Genomic DNA, 16,066 nt, shown 5'->3' with positions numbered 1-16,066 from the left:
GCACCACCGCCCGGAGAAACACCATGGCCTCGACATCCGTCAGCCGCATCGTCCCCGCCTCGCCCGACAAGGTCTGGAGCCTCATCGGAGGCTTCGACGCCCTGCCCGACTGGCTCCCCTACATCCCCGAGAGCACCCCGCTCGAAGGCGGCCGGGTCCGTCGGCTCGAGAACGCCGAAGGCGAGGTCATCGTGGAACGCCTCGTCGACTTCAACGAGACCGAACGCCACTACAGCTACGCCATCCTCCAGGCCCCCTTCCCCGTCAACGGCTACGTCTCCACCCTCCGCGTCCACACCGTCCCCGGCCGCGACGACGCCGCCGAGGTCCAGTGGTCCGGCCGCTTCAACCCCGACAACGCCACCGATGACGAGGTCACCGCCCTGTTCACCGGTATCTACCGGGACGGCCTCGACGCCCTCCACGAGACCCTCACCGCCTGACGCGGGGGCGGGACTCGTGCGGTCAGGCCAGGGACGCCGGACCGGCGGACGGCATCAGCCGGAGCTGGAGCATGAGGGCGAAGCGCACCGAGGGGTCCTGCAAGTCGACTTGGGCGACTTCGGCTGCGCGACGGATGCGGTAGCGGAAGGTGTTGGGGTGGACGAAGACGCTCGACGACGCGGCGGTGATGTCGCCGAAGGCGTCCAGCCAGGCGCGCAGTGTCTCGATCAGGTGCGCGCGGTGCCGGGCGTCGTACGCCGCGAGACGGGCGACCGGGCCGAGCAGCTCATCGCCCTGGACCGCGGCCAGGTCGCGCAGATCCAGCAGCAGCGCGTCGATGTACACGTCGGCGATGGAGGCGACCCGTCTGCCGTCCTGGCCGCTCAGGAGCACCCGCAGGGCGCGGTCCGCCCGGGTCCGCGAGGGCCCGATGGCCGCGGGGTCGGTCGCCACCGATCCGATGCCGATCACCACCGGGGAGCGCTTTCCCGCGCGCTCCACGAAGTTGCCCGCGATCCGCACCGCCCGCTCCTGTCCGGCCACCGGGTCCGAAGCCACCGGGACGATGGCGTAGGCCACGTCGCCGAGCAGGGCGAGGGCCGAGCGGGGCTGCACCGCGTTGAGGTGGATGCCCAGGGCGCTGGTCAACCGCTGCCGCTCCGCCGCCCGCTCGGCATGGTCGCCCCCGGCCCCGGTGAGGCCCATGGCCATCACCAGCGTGGGCTCCTTGACCAGACCCAGCCGGTCCAGGGCGTCCACCGCTCCCGCTCCGCCCTCAAGCACCGTGCTCACCAGGTCGGCCCGCAGCCGGTTCTGCGCGTCGGTGCCCGCCCGGTGGCGCAGCAGATGCAGTGCGACGAGCTTGGCCGCGTCCTGGAAGGCCTGCTCGCGGTCGGGGGTCAGCGGACCGTCGATGGCGGCCCACACCGAGCCGAGGAACTCGTCACCGGCCCGTACGGCGACGGCGACGCGCGGAATCGCCGTCTCCCCTTCCTCGATGGTGGCGGGGGCGATGTGTACGGGGCGGTCGCTGCGGTACAGCTCGCTGAAGACGCCTCGGCTCTCCAGGATCCGCAGATACGCGTCCGGAACCTGGCGGGCCAGGATCGTGGCGACGCGCGACTGGTCCGCCTCGTCCTGCCGTCCCGAGAAGGCCAGGATGCGCTGGCGGCGGTCCTCGATCGTGATCGGCGCGTCGAGGAGTGTGGCGACGGCGTTGGCCAGCGCGAACAGGTCACCGGAGGGGACTCCCCCGAGTGTCTCCACGCCCGCGTCCCCGACGTCCCCCTCGGTGAGCAGTGTCCGCAGGAGCTGGGTGAGCTGCGACCATGACGCCCCCTGCGTCAGGCTGACCAGGGCCACGCCCGATTCCGCCGACGCCGCGCTGAGCGCCTCACCGCGCTCCACGGGCCCCCGCACCACCAGGGCCGCCGCGCCGTGCCCGCCCACCTCGCGCAGGAGCCGGGCGGTGTCCTTTGCGCCGTAGACACCGACACCCAGCACGATGGCGCGCGGCGGGTAGGCGATCTCGTCGCCCGGGTCATGGATGACCACCCCGCCGACCTCGTCCTCCGGCCCGGGGCTGCCCTCCACCAGGTCGAGCAGGGCAGGACTGAAGTCCTTGAGCACTCGCGCGAGACTGGTGCGCGGGTTCATCGACATGCCACTCCACTGATCATCATTCCCAGGTTACGGGGGCGAACCTGGCCGACCGGGCACCTCTCCGTGCAGCGGATGCGGGACGTGCCGCCGCCCCGCAGTATGAGTGCCATGGTCGAAGGGCTCAGCGGGGCAGCGGGGCAGGCGGGCGGATCAAGCCCGGGCCCCGAGGACGTACACCATGCACACCCCCCGCTTCAGGAGGCCTGCCGGGCCCTTGCCGCCCATGGTTCGCATCGGATGGCTCCAGCTGCCCTCGCGCGGTGTCTGGGCGTGGGCCAGGAGGCGTGGGCGGAGTTCGCGGCGCACTGGGAGGAGCTGGCGCCGGACGCCTACGCGGCGGAGCTGGGAACGCGGCGGCTGCGTCGGTACGGGCGCTTCTCGCTGTCGCGCGCGGGGCAGCTCGAAGCGAGGGAGCATGTGGCCTTCGTCCAGCCGGAGGAGAGCAATCCGCTGTATGTGGAGGTGGACCGCCGCTTCGCGCCGCTCACCGACGCGTTCATGCCCGAGCCGGTGCTGCTGTCGCTGCTGCGCGTGCTCGGCCAAGTGGCCGCGTCTCTGGACGACGCGGAGGAGTGGGAGGTCCAGGTGCACCCCTTCCGGGTGGTGGCCGAGGGAAACGGCGGAGGCCGGCCCACCCCCGAGGGGCGGCACCGCGACGGGGTGACCCTGGTGACCTCGCTGCTCATCGACCGGGTGAACGTCACCGGCGGCGAGAGCACGGTGTACGACCTGGACGGCACGGAACTGAGGACCACGACCCTGACCAGCCCCGGCACCCTGCTGCTCGGCGACGACCGCGGGACGCTGCACGGCGTCTCCCCCATCCGCCCGCTGGACGCGTCCCTGCCCGCCCGGCGAGACATCCTGGTCACCACGCTCACCGCGGGCCGCCGCGATGAGGGGTCCGAACCGTAGCCCGCACCCTGCGAGCGCGGCGGCGTGCCGACCCCGCCAGTCACCGCCCCTCAGCGCCCCTTGCCCAGCCGTTCGGGCAACCGCTGGGCGAGGTGGTCGACGAGCGCGCTGACCCGGCGTGGCACGTGGCCGCCGCCCTCGATCAGCGCGTAGATGTCGGCGGCCGGTGTCGGCACATGAGGCAGGACGTGGACGAGGTCGCCGCGATCGAGGTGGGGGCGTACGTGCCACTCCGACCGCATGATCACGCCGCGGCCCGCCAGGGCCCAGTCGGTCACCACGTCGCCGTCGTCGCTGGACAGGCTGCCGTGGACGCGTACGTGGCGGGGTCGGTCCTCGTCCCCGAAGCGCCAGAGCGCGAAGTCGCTCTCCTTCTCGCGCAGCACGATGCAGTCGTGCTCGGCGAGGTCCTCCACGCGGGCCGGGGTGCCGCGTTGGGCGAGGTAGGCCGGTGCCGCGCAGGGCACGCGCCGGTTGCGGGCGAGGCGCCGCATGCGCAGTGAGGAGTCGGGCGGTGTTCCCACGTGCACGGCCACGTCGAAGTCGCGCCGCCGCAACGGCAGCGCGGAACTCTGCATCCGTACGTGTACGCCGGGGTGAGCGGCGGCGAACTCGCCGAGGAGCGGCGCGACATGCGCGCGGCCGAGGCCCAGCGTGGCCTCCACGACGACCGTCCCGCGCAGCTCTCCCGTCTTGCCGGTGATGGTGTCCTCCAGCGCCCGCACCTGGTCCAGGATCGCGGCCACGCGCGCGGCGTAGAGCTCGCCCTCCGAGGTGAGCGTCAGCCGCCGGGCGCCGCGCTGGACGAGCCGGACGCCGAGTCGGCGCTCCAGGGCGCTGAGGCGCTTGCTGACGACGGGCAGGGAGCAGCCGAGCTCCCGCGAGGCGGACGTCAACGTCTCGCTCGCCGCCACCACGGAGAAGAAGTGCAGGTCAAGCTCCTGGGCGGCGGACGCGGCCGGGGTGCGGACGGGGCGGCCCAGGCTTTCCATGGGAGAAAACCTACCTTGCCCGGTACGCCCTTGTACCCTCCGGCCGCACTCGTCAGGGTGGGGCGCATGCCGCGCGGCAGAGCAGTAGTCCCCCGAGCGGGACGGGCCGCGCGGCCCCGTACATCGATCACCCAGGCCGAGGAGTCAGTCCGTGCCGAAGACCTACCGCATCGCAGCGATTCCGGGAGACGGGATCGGCCGAGAGGTCGTTCCGGAGGGCTTGCGCGGTCTGCGGGCCGCCGCGGCAGTCCACGGCTTCACTCTCGACGTGACCGAGTTCGACTTCGCGAGCGCCGACTACTGGCTGCGGCACGGCACGATGCTCCCCGAGGACTGGCGGGAGGTGCTCGGTGGCTTCGACGCGCTCTACTTCGGGGCCGTCGGCTGGCCCGAGGTGGTTCCGGACCACGTCTCGCTGTGGGGCAGCCTGCTGCAACTGCGGCGGGGCTTCGACCAGTACGTCAACCTGCGCCCGGTGCGGCTGCTGCGCGGGGTGCGCAGTCCGCTGCGCGACCACCGGCCCGGCGACATCGACTTCTATGTCGTGCGGGAGAACACCGAGGGCGAGTACTCCAGCATCGGCGGCCGGATCTTCGAGGGCACGGAGCGGGAGACGGTGCTCCAGGAGACCGTGATGACCAGGACCGGCGTCGACCGGGTGCTGCGCTATGCCTTCGAACTGGCCCGCACCCGCCCTCGCAAGCACCTGACCTGGGCGACCAAGAGCAACGGAATCTCGATCTCCATGCCGTACTGGGACGAGCGCGCCACCGAGATGGCGGCCCGCTACCCGGAGGTGACCGCGGACAAGGACCACATCGACATCCTGGCCGCCAAGTTCGTCCTCCAACCCGACCGGTACGACGTCGTGGTGGCCAGCAACCTCTTCGGCGACATCCTCTCCGACCTCGGCCCCGCCTGCACCGGCACGATCGGCATCGCCCCGAGCGCCAACATCAACCCCGACCGGACCTTCCCGAGCCTGTTCGAGCCGGTGCACGGCTCGGCCCCGGACATCGCGGGCCGGGGCATCGCCAACCCCGTCGGCCAGATCTGGAGCGGCGCGATGATGCTGACCCACCTCGGCGAACCCGGAGCGGCCGACCACATGGTGGCGGCGATCGAGAGTGTCCTGCACGAACAGCCCGACGTGGTCACCCCCGACCTCGGCGGCAGCGGCACGACGGCAGGACTCGGAAAGGCCATCGCGGACCGCATCTCGGCCTCGGCGTGAGCGCAGAGCTGACACGGTGCCGGGCGTGGGTTTCATCCATGCGGCCGGGAGGAGAGGATCACAGCGTGAACGAGATCGTGATCGCTCAGACGACCATCGACGACGAGGACCGGGCGAAGGCGCTGGCGCGCGGCGCGGTCGAGCGCCGACTGGCGGCCTGCGCCCATATCGACCAGCCCTTCACCGCGGTCTACCGCTGGCAGGGCGCCGTGGAAACCGCGACGGAATGGCGCGTCTCGTACAAGACGACCACCGACCGGCTGCCTGAACTGGAGGCGTGGGTGGGCGCGGAGCACAGCTATGACGTCCCGGAGTGGATCACCCTGCCGGTCACCGGCGGGTCCGGTGCCTACCTGTCCTGGGTGCGCGAGGAGTCGGCCGCTCCCGAGTGAGCCTTGACCAACTCCCCGTTGACCAGGACGACGAGGCAGCCGCAGCCGCCGACGCAGTACTCCACCTCTCCTTCGGAGGTGCGGTGGCTGGATCTCAGGGTCCACCACTGCCTGCGTGCCGGAGTCGGCTCATGGCAGACGGGGCATCGGTCGACCGTCGGCGCGATCTTCGCTGCGGAAGTCATGCCTCCAAGGTGACGTCATGGTCTTGGGCGGCACAACCATTACATGGGCTCGCCGCCGGAGGAGTGCGTGAACTCCGGCGGCCGCTTGGCCTTGCCGACAGCGCGGGTCAGACAGCGCGGGTCAGCCGCCGGGAACCGCCGATGCCGTGGGACGACGCCCAGTTCGATCTCAGGTTGGGTCCGCTCCGTTCCCCTGGTCCCTGGTCGTGGGCCGCTGCCTGATGGTGTCGACGATCCCGGAGAAGTCCCGCTCCGCTCCGGCGCCCTGGGCGTACGCCGCGTACAGTTCCGCCGCCTTCAGGCCGAGGGGTGCGTCGATGCCCCCGGCGTGCAGGGCGTTGGCGGCCAGGCCCAGGTCCTTGGCCATCAGCGGGGCAGCGAAGCCGGGGCGGTAGGCGCGGTTGGCGGGACTGTCCGGAACGGGTCCCGGCACGGGGCAGTTGACGCTCAGGGCCCAGCACTGGCCGGACGCGGTGGAGGCCACGTCGTACAGGGCCTGGTGGGACAGGCCCAGGCTCTCACCGAGGACGAACGCCTCGCTCACCGCGATCATCGAGATGCCCAGGATCATGTTGTTGCAGATCTTCGCGGCCTGTCCGGCGCCGGGACCGCCGCAGTGCACCGCCTTGTCGCCCATGACGCTCAGCAGGGGTTCGGCCTCGGCGAACTCGGCGTGCCCGCCACCCGCCATGAAGGTGAGCGAGCCTGCCTCGGCGCCGACCACTCCCCCGGACACCGGGGCGTCCAGGGCGCGCATTCCGGCGGCGATCGCGGCCTGGTGGGCGCCGCGCGCGTCGGTGACGTCGATGGTCGAGCAGTCGATGAACAGGGTGCCGGGGCGGGCGGCGGCCAGCACTCCCTCCTGCCCGTACAGGCTCAGGACGTGCCGTCCGGCGGGCAGCATGGTGATGACCACATCAGCCGCGGCAGCGGCCTCCGCCGCCGATCCGGCCGCCTCCACGCCGCTTCCCGCGGCCGCGTCGAGCAGTTCGGGCAGCAGGTCGTAGCCGAGGACGCGGTGTCCTGCCTTGGCGAGGTTGGCCGCCATGGGGCCGCCCATATGGCCGAGACCGACGAAGCCGATCGTGCGCGCGCCGTTCACCACGCCACCTCCTGCGGGGCCGCTGCCAGGCCGAGTTCGCCGCCCGGTGGCGGGGTGAAGTAGCGCCGCACGGCGGCCTCGTCGACCTCGGCCAGGGTGGCCGGTGACCAGCGGGGGCTGCGGTCCTTGTCGATGACCTGGGCGCGGATTCCCTCGGGCAGGTCGTGCGAGGTGAGGGCGGCGCAGGAGATCCGGTACTCCTGCTCAAGGACGCGCTCCAGCGGGCCGAGCCGTGGTGCCCGTCGCAGGGCGGCGAGGGTGACCTTCAAGGCGGTGGGCGACTTGGCGGCCAGGGTGTCGGCCGCATCGGCGGCGGCGAGCGAGCCATGACCGCGCAGCCGGGCGAGGATCTCCTCCACCGTGTCGGCGCCGTAGCAGGCGTCGATCCAGCCCCGGTGTGCGGCGAGTTCTCCGGCGGGCGCCCGGCCCACGTACTGCTTCAGCGCGTCCCACACCGGCCGCGTGGCGAGGGCGGTGAGGAAGTCGGGCAGGTCCGTACTGGAGATGAAGTGGTCGGCGAGGCCGCACAGCAGGGCGTCGCCCGCGCCGATCCGGGCGCCGGTGAGTGCGAGATGGGTGCCGAGTTCCCCGGGGGCGAGGGGCAGCAGGTAGGTGCCGCCCACGTCGGGGGTGAAGCCGATGCCGGTCTCCGGCATGGCGATGCGGGAGCGTTCGGTGACGACGCGGATGTCGCCGTGGGCGGAGATGCCGACGCCGCCGCCCATCACGATGCCGTCCATCACGGCGACGTAGGGCTTGGGGAAGCGGGCGATACGGGCGTTGAGCCGGTACTCGTCGCGCCAGAAGGCGGCGGAGACGGCCGTCCCGGCGCGCGCGTCCTCGTAGATGGACCGGATGTCGCCGCCCGCGCACAGGCCACGGCCCCCGGCGCCTTGGATGATCACGGTGTGGACGGCCGGGTCGTTCTCCCAGGCGGTCAGCGCCTGGTCGATGCGGTCGACCATGGCGTGGGTGAGGGCGTTGAGTGCCTGGGGCCGGTTCAGGGTGAGGTGGGCGGCGCGGCCTTCGGTGCGGAGCAGGACGTGGTCCTCGGCCGCGCTCACCGCAGCGCCTCGGTCAGGCTTCGGGCCACGATGACGCGCATGATCTCGTTGGTTCCTTCCAGGATCTGGTGGACGCGGAGGTCGCGGACGATCTTCTCGATGCCGTACTCGGTCACATAGCCGTAGCCGCCGTGCAGTTGCAGGGCCCGGTCGGCGACGGAGTAGCCGGTGTCGGTGGCGAAGCGCTTGGCCATCGCGCACAGCCCTGGCGCCTGCGGGTCGTGGCGGTCCAGGGCCTCGGCCGCCTGGCGCACCAGGGCGCGGGCGGCGGTGAGTTCGGTGGCCATGTCGGCCAGCCGGAATTGCAGGGCCTGGGCGTCCAGGAGCCGGGCGCCGAACGCCTCCCGGTCGGCGAGGTGGGCCAGGCTCTTGTCCAGGGCGCTGCGGGCGCCGCCCAGGGAGCAGGCGGCGATGCCGAGCCGTCCGCCGTTCAGCCCGCTCATGGCGATCCTGAAGCCGTCGCCCGCGCGGCCGAGCAGCCGGTCGGCGGGGACGCGGACCTCGTCGAGGACGACCTGGCGGGTGGGCTGGGCGTTCCAGCCCATCTTCTTCTCGTTGGGGCCGAAGGAGAGCCCGGCGTCGTCCCGGTCGACGAGGAAGGCGGAGACACCGCGTGGCCCTTCGCCGCCGGTGCGTGCCATGACGATGTACACCTGTGCGGCGCCCGCGCCGGAGATGAACTGCTTGACCCCGCTGAGGACGTAGTCCTCGCCGTCGCGGACCGCGCGGGTGCGCAAGGAGGCGGCGTCCGATCCGGCGCCCGGTTCGGTCAGGCAGTAGCTGCCTAGATCGTCCATCGAGCACAGGCGCGGCAGCCTGCGGGCCCGCTGCTCCGGAGTGCCGTAGGCGTCGATCATCCAGGCGACCATGTTGTGGATGGAGAGGTATCCGGCGATGGAGGGGCAGCCCGAGGCGAGGGCCTCGAAGACGAGGACGCCATCGGCCCTGCTGAGCCCGCTGCCGCCCTCCTCTTCCCGTACGTAGACGCCGCCGAGCCCGAGCCCGGCCGCCTTGCGCAGGACGTCCAGGGGGAAGTGCTTGTCGGCGTCCCACTGCACGGCGCGGGGTGCCAGATGGTCCTCGGCGAAGTCCAGGGTGGCCTCGACGAGGGCTTGTTGGTCCTGGGTGAGCGAGGTGGTGGTCATGCCGCTCATCCCATGGTGGGCAGGGTGAAGCTCGCGCCTTCCCTGACCCCGGAGGGCCAGCGCGAGGTGACGGTCTTGGTACGGGTGCAGAAGCGGATGGCGTCGGGGCCGTGCTGGTTCAGATCGCCGAAGCCGGAGCGCTTCCAGCCGCCGAAGGTGTGATAGGCGACGGGGACCGGGATGGGGACGTTCACCCCGACCATGCCGGTGTTGACGCGGCGGGTGAAGTCGCGGGCGGTGTCGCCGTCCCTGGTGAAGATCGCGACGCCGTTGCCGTAGGGGTGCTCGCTGGGCAGCCGCAGGGCCTCCTCGTAGTCCGCGGCCCGTACGACGCACAGGACGGGCCCGAAGATCTCCTCCCGGTAGATCCGCATCCGGGGGCTGACCCGGTCGAAGAGCGAGGCACCGGCGAAGAAGCCGTTCTCGTGCTCGGGCAGGGCGAAGTGGCGTCCGTCCACGACGATTTCGGCGCCCTCGTTGACGCCGATGTCGACATAGCGCCGGACCCGGTCCAGGGCGTCGCGGCTCACCAGCGGACCGAAGTCGGCCCGAGGGTCGTCGCTGCGGCCGATGCGCAGGGCGCCGATGCGTTCCTTGAGCCGGGCGACAAGCGCGTCGGCGGTCTCCTCGCCGACGGGCACGGCCACCGAGATGGCCATGCACCGCTCGCCCGCGGAACCGTACCCGGCGCCGATGAGGGCGTCGACGGCCTGGTCGAGGTCGGCGTCCGGCATGACGATCATGTGGTTCTTGGCGCCGCCGAAGCACTGGGCGCGCTTGCCGTGGGCGGCGGCGGTGGCGTAGAGGTGCGCGGCGACGGGCGTGGAGCCGACGAAGCCGAGCGCGCCGACACGGGGGTCGGCCAGGAGGGTGTCGACCGCTTCCTTGCCGCCGTTGACCACATTGAGGACGCCGGGCGGCAGGCCCGCCTCAAGGAAGAGTCCGGCCAGCCGCAGCGGGACGGACGGGTCGCGTTCGGAGGGCTTGAGGATGAAGGCGTTGCCGCAGGCCAGGGCGGGTGCGGCCTGCCACAGCGGGATCATGGCGGGGAAGTTGAACGGGGTGACCCCGGCGACCACACCGATCGGGGAACGCAGGGAGTGCACGTCGATGCCGGTTCCGGCATTGTCGGTGAACTCGCCCTTGAGCAGATGCGGGATGCCCGCGGCGAACTCCACGACCTCCAGGCCGCGTTGGATGTCACCGTGCGCGTCGGGAACGGTCTTGCCGTGCTCGGCCGAGAGCAGCCGCGCCAGGGAGTCGCGCTCGGCCTCGACGAGCTGGAGGAAGCGCAGCAGGACGCGGGCGCGCCGCTGCGGGTTCCACTCGCCCCACTCCTGCTGGGCGGTGACCGCGTCGGCGATCGCCGCCTCGGTGTCGGCCCGGCCCGCGAGCGGTACGCGCGCCTGAACGGTGCCGGTGTTGGGGTCGTACACGTCGGCGAAGAGGCCGGACGTTCCGGCGGTGTGCTTGCCGCCGATGAAATGGGTCAGTTCACGGACCATGGGTGCCTGCTCTCGTCAGGTGAGATCCGGGGATGGCACGGCGCGGCGGCCGACCGGTGCACGGGTGGGTGCGCTGTCGGTGCGGGCCGTGAGACAGCGACCATCGCGACCGCGAAGGGTCACGGAGGTCTACGGGGTTATGGGCGTGGGCAGTTGACCGCGCTCCGCCGGATCACCGAGGCCGTAGGGACATGGCCGTAAGGACATACCGGTGCCATGCGTGTCTGCTCCATCCTCGTGGACAACACTGCGTACTCCGCGGCCGGTATCCTGACTCCCGGATCTCCGCGCGCCGCCCGCCTTCCCGGCGGATCTCGCCAGTGGCGTGTGGATGGCAGCACACTCCCCGGTCACAGTGGCGGGACCGTGCCGGACTCACACCGGCTTCCCTGCACCGCGGACCTTGTGCCACGAACATATAGTTGGACGTCCTAGTAAGTCCAGCCCCTCTCGCCGCAGGCGGTCGCGGACTAGGGAGCGAGCGCGGATCAGGTGGCGAACGCGGACTCAGGGAGCAGCAGCGGACCAGCCAGCGAAAGCGGGCCAGGGAGCGAAAGCGGGCCAGGGAGCGAGTCGAAAAGATATTCGGCCGTCGGCCGGACGGCATACCCTGAGCACCGTCCGCGTGCTACCTGGGAGAGACATGACCAGCAGATTCACCGAGTTGACCGTCGACTGCCACGACCCGGAGACCCTCGCCGCCTTCTGGTGCGAGGTCCTGGACTTCACGGTGATCGACCGCGGCGAGGGGAAGGTCGAGATCGGCTCCTGGGTGCCGACCATCGAGGACATCCGCGCCCGGCAGATGCCTCCCACCCTGCAATTCATCCAGGTGCCCGAGGGCAGGACCGCCAAGAACCGGCTCCACCTCGACGTCAGCCCGATCGACGGCAGCACCCAGGACGAGGTGACCCGACTGCTCGCCCTCGGCGCCACCACGACGGACGTGGGCCAGGGCCCCGACCGCAACTGGGTGGTCATGGCCGACCCCGAGGGCAACGAGTTCTGCGTCCTGCGCACGCTGGCGCCGCCGCAGAAGTAGCGGCCGGAAACCGGCCGCGGAACTGGACGGAGCTCCGTGACGCAAGGAACGGCCGGACGTTGATCTCTGTGGCCCGCGCCTTCAGTTGGGCCGCCGGTACGCCGTCGATCACGCCTCCAGACAGGAACCAGCAATGCTGCGTCGCTTCGCCGCCCTGATGCTCGGAACGCTCGCCCTGGCCGTGGTGTCCACCGTACCGGCCCACGCCATGGCCAACCCGTGGCCGGTGCTCCCGGCCGTGGCCCCCTTGGTCACCGAGGGGGTCACGATCGAGGGACCGCTGATCAACAACGTAGCGCTGCCACGGCTTTGAGCCGGAGGTGAAGATCGGGCCGAAGAGGTGACCGAGGCTCGGGGCAGGGCCTGCGCGAGCCGCGCGCGGGAAAACCGTGTGTCATGTGTATACCTGGTGGCCAGGATGGGGGCATGACTGGTGAGACGCACGTGAGCGACCGGCAGGACGTGGAAGCGGCGGAGCGCCCGCTCGCCCTGGTCACGGGGGCGGGGCGGTCGGCGGGGATCGCGGCGTCGGTGGTGCTGGGTCTGGCGCGGGCCGGGTGGGACGTGGCCTTCACGTACTGGACCCCGTATGACGCACGGATGCAGTGGGGCGTGGAGCCGGGTGCGCCCGCGGAGTTGCGGAAGAAGGTGGCATCCCTCGGCGGGAGGACCCTCGCGATCGAGGCGGACCTGAGCGACCCGGCCGTACCGCCCCAGCTCTTCGACGAGGTCGAGCGCGAACTGGGCATCGTCACCGCCCTGGTGCTCTGCCACTGCGAGTCGGTCGACTCCGGCCTCCTGGACACCACGGTGGAGAGCTTCGACCGGCACTTCGCGGTCAACGCGCGGGCGACCTGGCTGCTGATCCGGGAGTACGGGATGCGGTTCCGCGACCGCCACGGCAGTGGGCGCATCGTCAGCCTGACCAGCGACCACACCGCGGGCAACCTCCCCTACGGGGCGAGCAAGGGCGCGATGGACCGCATCACCCTGGCCGCCGCTCAGGAGCTGGCCCACCTGGGCGTGACCTGCAACGCGATCAATCCCGGACCGACGGACACCGGCTGGATGACGGACGAACTGAAGACGGAGATGATCCGCTCCACCCCCTTGGGCCGCCTGGGCGTACCGCAGGACTGCGCGAACCTGGTCAGGTTCCTCTGTTCCGAGGAGGGCGGTTGGATCAACGGCCAGCTGCTGCAGAGCAACGGCGGTATCGACTAGCCGAGCGAGCGGGCGGGCCCGCGCGCCCCCGTCGTAGAAGAATCGCTGACACCCAAGACTCAGCACCCGGCACTCATCACCGCGCACCCCGCACCGACCAAGGAGCACGACGTGACTGCCCTCGCCCTGTACCTGCCCGGCTCGGGCGCCCTCCCCCGCTGGGCCCAGATCACGGTCGGCGTCGTCGTGCTGGGCCTGATCGCGGCCCGCCTGTGGCTGACCTTCCGGCGCCGACGGTAGGGACGCCGGGCGCGCCGAGAGACCAGGCTCCCGGAACCTCAGCCCCAGTACTGGCCGAGCCAGGAGCGGAGCGAGTACGCCCGGGCCGCATGGCGCCGCACATCACCTGCGGCGCCCCGCCCGATCACGCCCCAGGCGGCCCTGCCCAGCAAGCAGCCGGACAGACCCCCCAGGGTGTTGAAGATGACGTCATCGACATCAACGACACGCCCGGCATTCATCACCAGCTGCACCGCCTCGATGATGACGCTCAACGCCAGGCAGCCGCCCACGATCCCTACGGTCGCGGGACGTCGTCCCGCCATGTACGCGAACAGACCGATCGGCACGAACATGGCGGCGTTGGCGATCTGCAGAACGAGGATCATGTGCCGTTCACCGGCGTACATATGGTCGGCGGCGCTCCCCCACAGCCCCTCCCCGGGGATCATCGCCACGTAGGGGACGCCGGGGCCGATCGGCCACTCCGGGATCACGGTGGCCGCCAGCACCACCACCAGACACCCCAGCCACAGCATCCGAGCCGCCCGGCGCTGACGCCCCGGCGACGCACGTCGCCACACGCCGAGCCCGGCCGCCGTCGCGGCGACGGCGGCAAGAAAGAGGCACACGGTCCACGCGTTCACGTAGAAAACGGCGCGCCACATGCAGAGCTCCTCGGCTTCAGCAGTCGAGCCACTTGGACGGCCCTGTGGCGTTCAGCCGAGGCGGTCGACGCCGGATCGCGAGCCCCGCTGTTCGCACACGGAGCGTACCGGCCAGGTAACCAAGTGGCACGACGCTTGCGACTGCGCCCACATCCCCCGTTTGACATGCAACCGGATGGTTGCCAATCTGGAGTGGAGGGGGTTGGATGACATGGACGAGGTGTTCAAGGCGCTCGCCGATGCGAGCCGGAGGCGGTTGCTCGACCGGCTGAACGAGCGGTCCGGGCAGAGCCTGCGCGAGCTGTGCGTGGGGCTGGAGATGACCCGGCAGGCCGTGTCCAAGCACCTGGCGGTGCTGGAGGGCGCGGGCCTGGTCACCGCGGTCCGGCACGGCCGGGAAAGGCTGCACTATCTCAATCCCGTGCCCATCCACGACATCACCGACCGCTGGATCGGTCAGTACGAGCGGGGCCGGATGGCCGCGCTCGGCAACCTCAAGCACGCCCTGGAAGGAACGGCCATGAGCAAGCCCGAGTACGTCTACACGATCTACATCGCCACCACGCCCGAGAAGCTGTGGGAGGGGCTGACCAGCCCGGAGTTCCTGAAGCAGTACCACGGCGGCTGGGCGCCCTCCTCCGACTGGAAGGTCGGCTCGAAGGTGCTGTGGCCGGTCGAGGACGGCGGCGAGCCGCAGGACCTCGGCCAGGTCGTCACCGAGTCGGAGCCCGGCAAGCGGCTCGCCTACACCTGGCACACGCTCCAGCCCATGCACAAGGACATGCTCGGCATGAGCGAGGCGGAGTTCGCCGAGGCGGCCAAGGAGCGCTCCAAGGTCGCCTTCGACATCGAGCCCGCCGAGGAGCCGGAGCTGGGCGTGAAGCTGACCATCACCCACGACGGGTTCGACTCGGCCGACTCCAAGATGCTCGAGGGCGTCGGCGGCGGCTGGACCATGATGATGTCCCACCTGAAGACCATCCTCGAAAAGGCCTGACCCCGCGCCGCAGCCATGACGGCCCCAGCCCCGTCCCCGGGGCTCCGGTCCCAGCCGCGGGCCCCAGCCCCACCCGTAGCCGTAGCCGTAGCCGTAGCCGTGGTGCGGACACGGGTACGGAAATGAGTCAGCTCGTGATTACCGGGCACCCCCAGTCCGTGGGGACAGGAGGTGCCCGGCCCTCCGAAGCGGCGGTGCGCCCACAACAGGGCGACGCTGGGAGAAAGCGGCGCAGGTCGTGCGATGCCGCCGAGGAGAGGTGAACGAGCGTGGAGAGCGTGGACCAAGAGCGCGAGGCGGGCGGGCGGCAGATACTCGCCGACCTGCTGGCCGCCAGCCATCTCCTGCCCGTCGAACGGCTGCCGGAGGTGGTGGCCGAGCACGCTCGCGCCGCCGGATTCACCGAGGCGGTGATCTACCTCGACGACTTGCAGGGGCGGGTACTGCGCCTGCTGGCAGGGGGCAAGCCGCCGCCCGGCGCGGCGCCGGAGAAGGAACTGCGGATCGACGGCACCGCACCGGGCCGCGCCTACCAGTACGGCAGCATCATCAGCGCCGACCCGCCCGGGGGTGAAGGATCGGCATGGTGGGTGCCCATCCTTGACGGCACCGAGCGCCTCGGCGTGCTCTACGCGGCGGCCGAGCACGATGACACGCGCACGCAGGAGGACCTGAACCGCCTGGTCTCCCTGCTGGCCCTGATCATCGTGAGCAAGCGGAGGTCGAGCGACACGCTGGCCAGGCTGAGCCGGACCGAGCCGCTGAACCTCGCCGCCGAGATGCAGTGGAACCTGATGCCCCCGCGGACCTACGCCGACGGACGCGTGATGATCGCCGCGTCGATGGAACCGGCGTACCAGATCAGCGGCGACGCCTACGAGTACGCCACCGACGGCCCGCTGGTCCACCTGAGCATCTTCGACGCCATGGGCCACGACACCGCCGCCGGGCTGAGCGCGGCCCTGGCCCTGGGCGCCTGCCGCAACGCCCGGCGCTCCGACGCCGGTCTCATCGCCAAGGGCGAGGCCGTGGAGAAGGCGCTGATCGAACAGTTCGACCACCACCGGTACGTCACCGGAATCCTCGCCACGCTCGACACCCGCACCGGCATGCTCAGCTGGGTCAACCGCGGGCACCTACGGCCCATCATCATCCGCGGCAGCCGCTGGAGCACCCACCTGGACCTCTACACCGACGGCATCACCGAGGCCCGCAGCCCCACCGGCCGCGAATTCGGCCTGGCGCGGTTCACCGACTTCATCATCCGCCACCACGC

General features: G+C 71.2%; 18 protein-coding genes and 1 riboswitch. Of the genes, 10 read left to right on the top strand and 8 right to left on the bottom strand.

What is annotated here, in order from left to right; all coding sequences use genetic code 11:
• Positions 1 to 23 precede the first annotated feature (23 nt).
• Positions 24 to 443, top strand: a complete 420-nt coding sequence (locus AB8Z36_RS09340; protein ID WP_369212749.1) for an SRPBCC family protein — start codon at positions 24 to 26, stop codon at positions 441 to 443.
• Positions 444 to 465: 22 nt separating this feature from the next.
• Here AB8Z36_RS09340 and AB8Z36_RS09335 read toward each other — a convergent pair whose 3' ends face one another.
• A complete protein-coding gene (locus tag AB8Z36_RS09335) occupies positions 466 to 2,100 on the bottom strand; it encodes a PucR family transcriptional regulator (protein WP_369212748.1) in 1,635 nt (544 codons plus the stop codon).
• Between the two features lie 243 nt (positions 2,101 to 2,343).
• Here AB8Z36_RS09335 and AB8Z36_RS09330 point away from each other — a divergent pair, with 243 nt between their 5' ends.
• Complete coding sequence (locus AB8Z36_RS09330) at positions 2,344 to 3,021, top strand: 2OG-Fe dioxygenase family protein (protein ID WP_369212747.1); 678 nt, start codon at positions 2,344 to 2,346, stop codon at positions 3,019 to 3,021.
• 50 nt (positions 3,022 to 3,071) lie between these two features.
• On the opposite strand, the gene AB8Z36_RS09325 is transcribed toward AB8Z36_RS09330, so the two are convergent.
• Positions 3,072 to 4,013, bottom strand: coding sequence for a LysR family transcriptional regulator (locus AB8Z36_RS09325; RefSeq protein WP_369212746.1), 942 nt, complete (start codon positions 4,011 to 4,013; stop codon positions 3,072 to 3,074).
• Between the two features lie 151 nt (positions 4,014 to 4,164).
• On the opposite strand from AB8Z36_RS09325, the gene AB8Z36_RS09320 reads away from it, so the two are divergent.
• A complete protein-coding gene (locus AB8Z36_RS09320) occupies positions 4,165 to 5,247 on the top strand; it encodes a tartrate dehydrogenase (RefSeq protein WP_369212745.1) in 1,083 nt (360 codons plus the stop codon).
• A 65-nt stretch (positions 5,248 to 5,312) separates the two neighbouring features.
• On the top strand, positions 5,313 to 5,639 hold the full coding sequence (gene cutA, locus AB8Z36_RS09315; protein WP_369212744.1) for a divalent-cation tolerance protein CutA: 327 nt from the start codon (positions 5,313 to 5,315) through the stop codon (positions 5,637 to 5,639).
• Here the strand turns inward: cutA and AB8Z36_RS09310 are convergent.
• The 5 genes from AB8Z36_RS09310 to AB8Z36_RS09290 all read right to left on the bottom strand — a co-directional run bounded on the left by AB8Z36_RS09310 (position 5,597) and on the right by AB8Z36_RS09290 (position 10,640).
• The gene (locus AB8Z36_RS09310; RefSeq protein ID WP_369212743.1) at positions 5,597 to 5,824 is read right to left on the bottom strand and encodes a hypothetical protein; all 228 of its coding nucleotides are present in this window, start codon (positions 5,822 to 5,824) and stop codon (positions 5,597 to 5,599) included. The two genes, cutA and AB8Z36_RS09310, sit on opposite strands and share 43 nt — an antisense overlap.
• 169 nt (positions 5,825 to 5,993) lie before the next feature.
• Positions 5,994 to 6,929, bottom strand: coding sequence for a 3-hydroxyisobutyrate dehydrogenase (mmsB, locus tag AB8Z36_RS09305; RefSeq protein WP_369212742.1), 936 nt, complete (start codon positions 6,927 to 6,929; stop codon positions 5,994 to 5,996).
• Positions 6,923 to 7,990 carry an enoyl-CoA hydratase/isomerase family protein gene (locus AB8Z36_RS09300; RefSeq protein WP_369212741.1) on the bottom strand — a complete coding sequence of 356 codons (1,068 nt, stop codon included), beginning with the start codon at positions 7,988 to 7,990 and terminating at the stop codon, positions 6,923 to 6,925. The genes mmsB and AB8Z36_RS09300 overlap by 7 nt, the downstream gene beginning before the upstream one ends.
• The gene (locus tag AB8Z36_RS09295; RefSeq protein ID WP_369212740.1) at positions 7,987 to 9,135 is read right to left on the bottom strand and encodes an acyl-CoA dehydrogenase family protein; all 1,149 of its coding nucleotides are present in this window, start codon (positions 9,133 to 9,135) and stop codon (positions 7,987 to 7,989) included. The genes AB8Z36_RS09300 and AB8Z36_RS09295 overlap by 4 nt, the downstream gene beginning before the upstream one ends.
• 5 nt (positions 9,136 to 9,140) lie before the next feature.
• Positions 9,141 to 10,640, bottom strand: coding sequence for a CoA-acylating methylmalonate-semialdehyde dehydrogenase (locus tag AB8Z36_RS09290; RefSeq protein WP_369212739.1), 1,500 nt, complete (start codon positions 10,638 to 10,640; stop codon positions 9,141 to 9,143).
• Between the two features lie 243 nt (positions 10,641 to 10,883).
• A riboswitch (cobalamin riboswitch) is annotated at positions 10,884 to 11,061 on the bottom strand.
• Between the two features lie 222 nt (positions 11,062 to 11,283).
• On the opposite strand from AB8Z36_RS09290, the gene AB8Z36_RS09285 reads away from it, so the two are divergent.
• The 4 genes from AB8Z36_RS09285 (at position 11,284) to AB8Z36_RS09270 (ending at position 13,146) form a co-directional block, all read left to right on the top strand.
• The gene (locus AB8Z36_RS09285; RefSeq protein WP_369212738.1) at positions 11,284 to 11,682 is read left to right on the top strand and encodes a VOC family protein; all 399 of its coding nucleotides are present in this window, start codon (positions 11,284 to 11,286) and stop codon (positions 11,680 to 11,682) included.
• A gap of 133 nt (positions 11,683 to 11,815) precedes the next feature.
• Positions 11,816 to 11,995 (top strand): hypothetical protein, encoded by a 180-nt coding sequence (locus tag AB8Z36_RS09280; protein WP_369212737.1) that lies wholly within the window; start codon positions 11,816 to 11,818, stop codon positions 11,993 to 11,995.
• 113 nt (positions 11,996 to 12,108) lie between these two features.
• A complete protein-coding gene (locus tag AB8Z36_RS09275; protein ID WP_369212736.1) occupies positions 12,109 to 12,906 on the top strand; it encodes an SDR family oxidoreductase in 798 nt (265 codons plus the stop codon).
• Positions 12,907 to 13,017: 111 nt separating this feature from the next.
• Positions 13,018 to 13,146, top strand: a complete 129-nt coding sequence (locus AB8Z36_RS09270; RefSeq protein WP_369212735.1) for a hypothetical protein — start codon at positions 13,018 to 13,020, stop codon at positions 13,144 to 13,146.
• 38 nt (positions 13,147 to 13,184) lie between these two features.
• Here AB8Z36_RS09270 and AB8Z36_RS09265 read toward each other — a convergent pair whose 3' ends face one another.
• Positions 13,185 to 13,793 (bottom strand): VanZ family protein, encoded by a 609-nt coding sequence (locus AB8Z36_RS09265; RefSeq protein WP_369212734.1) that lies wholly within the window; start codon positions 13,791 to 13,793, stop codon positions 13,185 to 13,187.
• A gap of 211 nt (positions 13,794 to 14,004) precedes the next feature.
• Here AB8Z36_RS09265 and AB8Z36_RS09260 point away from each other — a divergent pair, with 211 nt between their 5' ends.
• Positions 14,005 to 14,790 (top strand): ArsR/SmtB family transcription factor, encoded by a 786-nt coding sequence (locus AB8Z36_RS09260; RefSeq protein ID WP_369212733.1) that lies wholly within the window; start codon positions 14,005 to 14,007, stop codon positions 14,788 to 14,790.
• A 269-nt stretch (positions 14,791 to 15,059) separates the two neighbouring features.
• Positions 15,060 to 16,066, top strand: a 1,007-nt coding sequence (locus AB8Z36_RS09255; RefSeq protein ID WP_369212732.1) for a PP2C family protein-serine/threonine phosphatase, incomplete at its 3' end; no start/stop codon positions are given.

The organism is Streptomyces flavofungini (assembly GCF_041028215.1).
Taxonomy (GTDB): domain Bacteria; phylum Actinomycetota; class Actinomycetes; order Streptomycetales; family Streptomycetaceae; genus Streptomyces; species Streptomyces flavofungini_B.
This window is presented reverse-complemented; position numbering and strand designations above follow the sequence as displayed.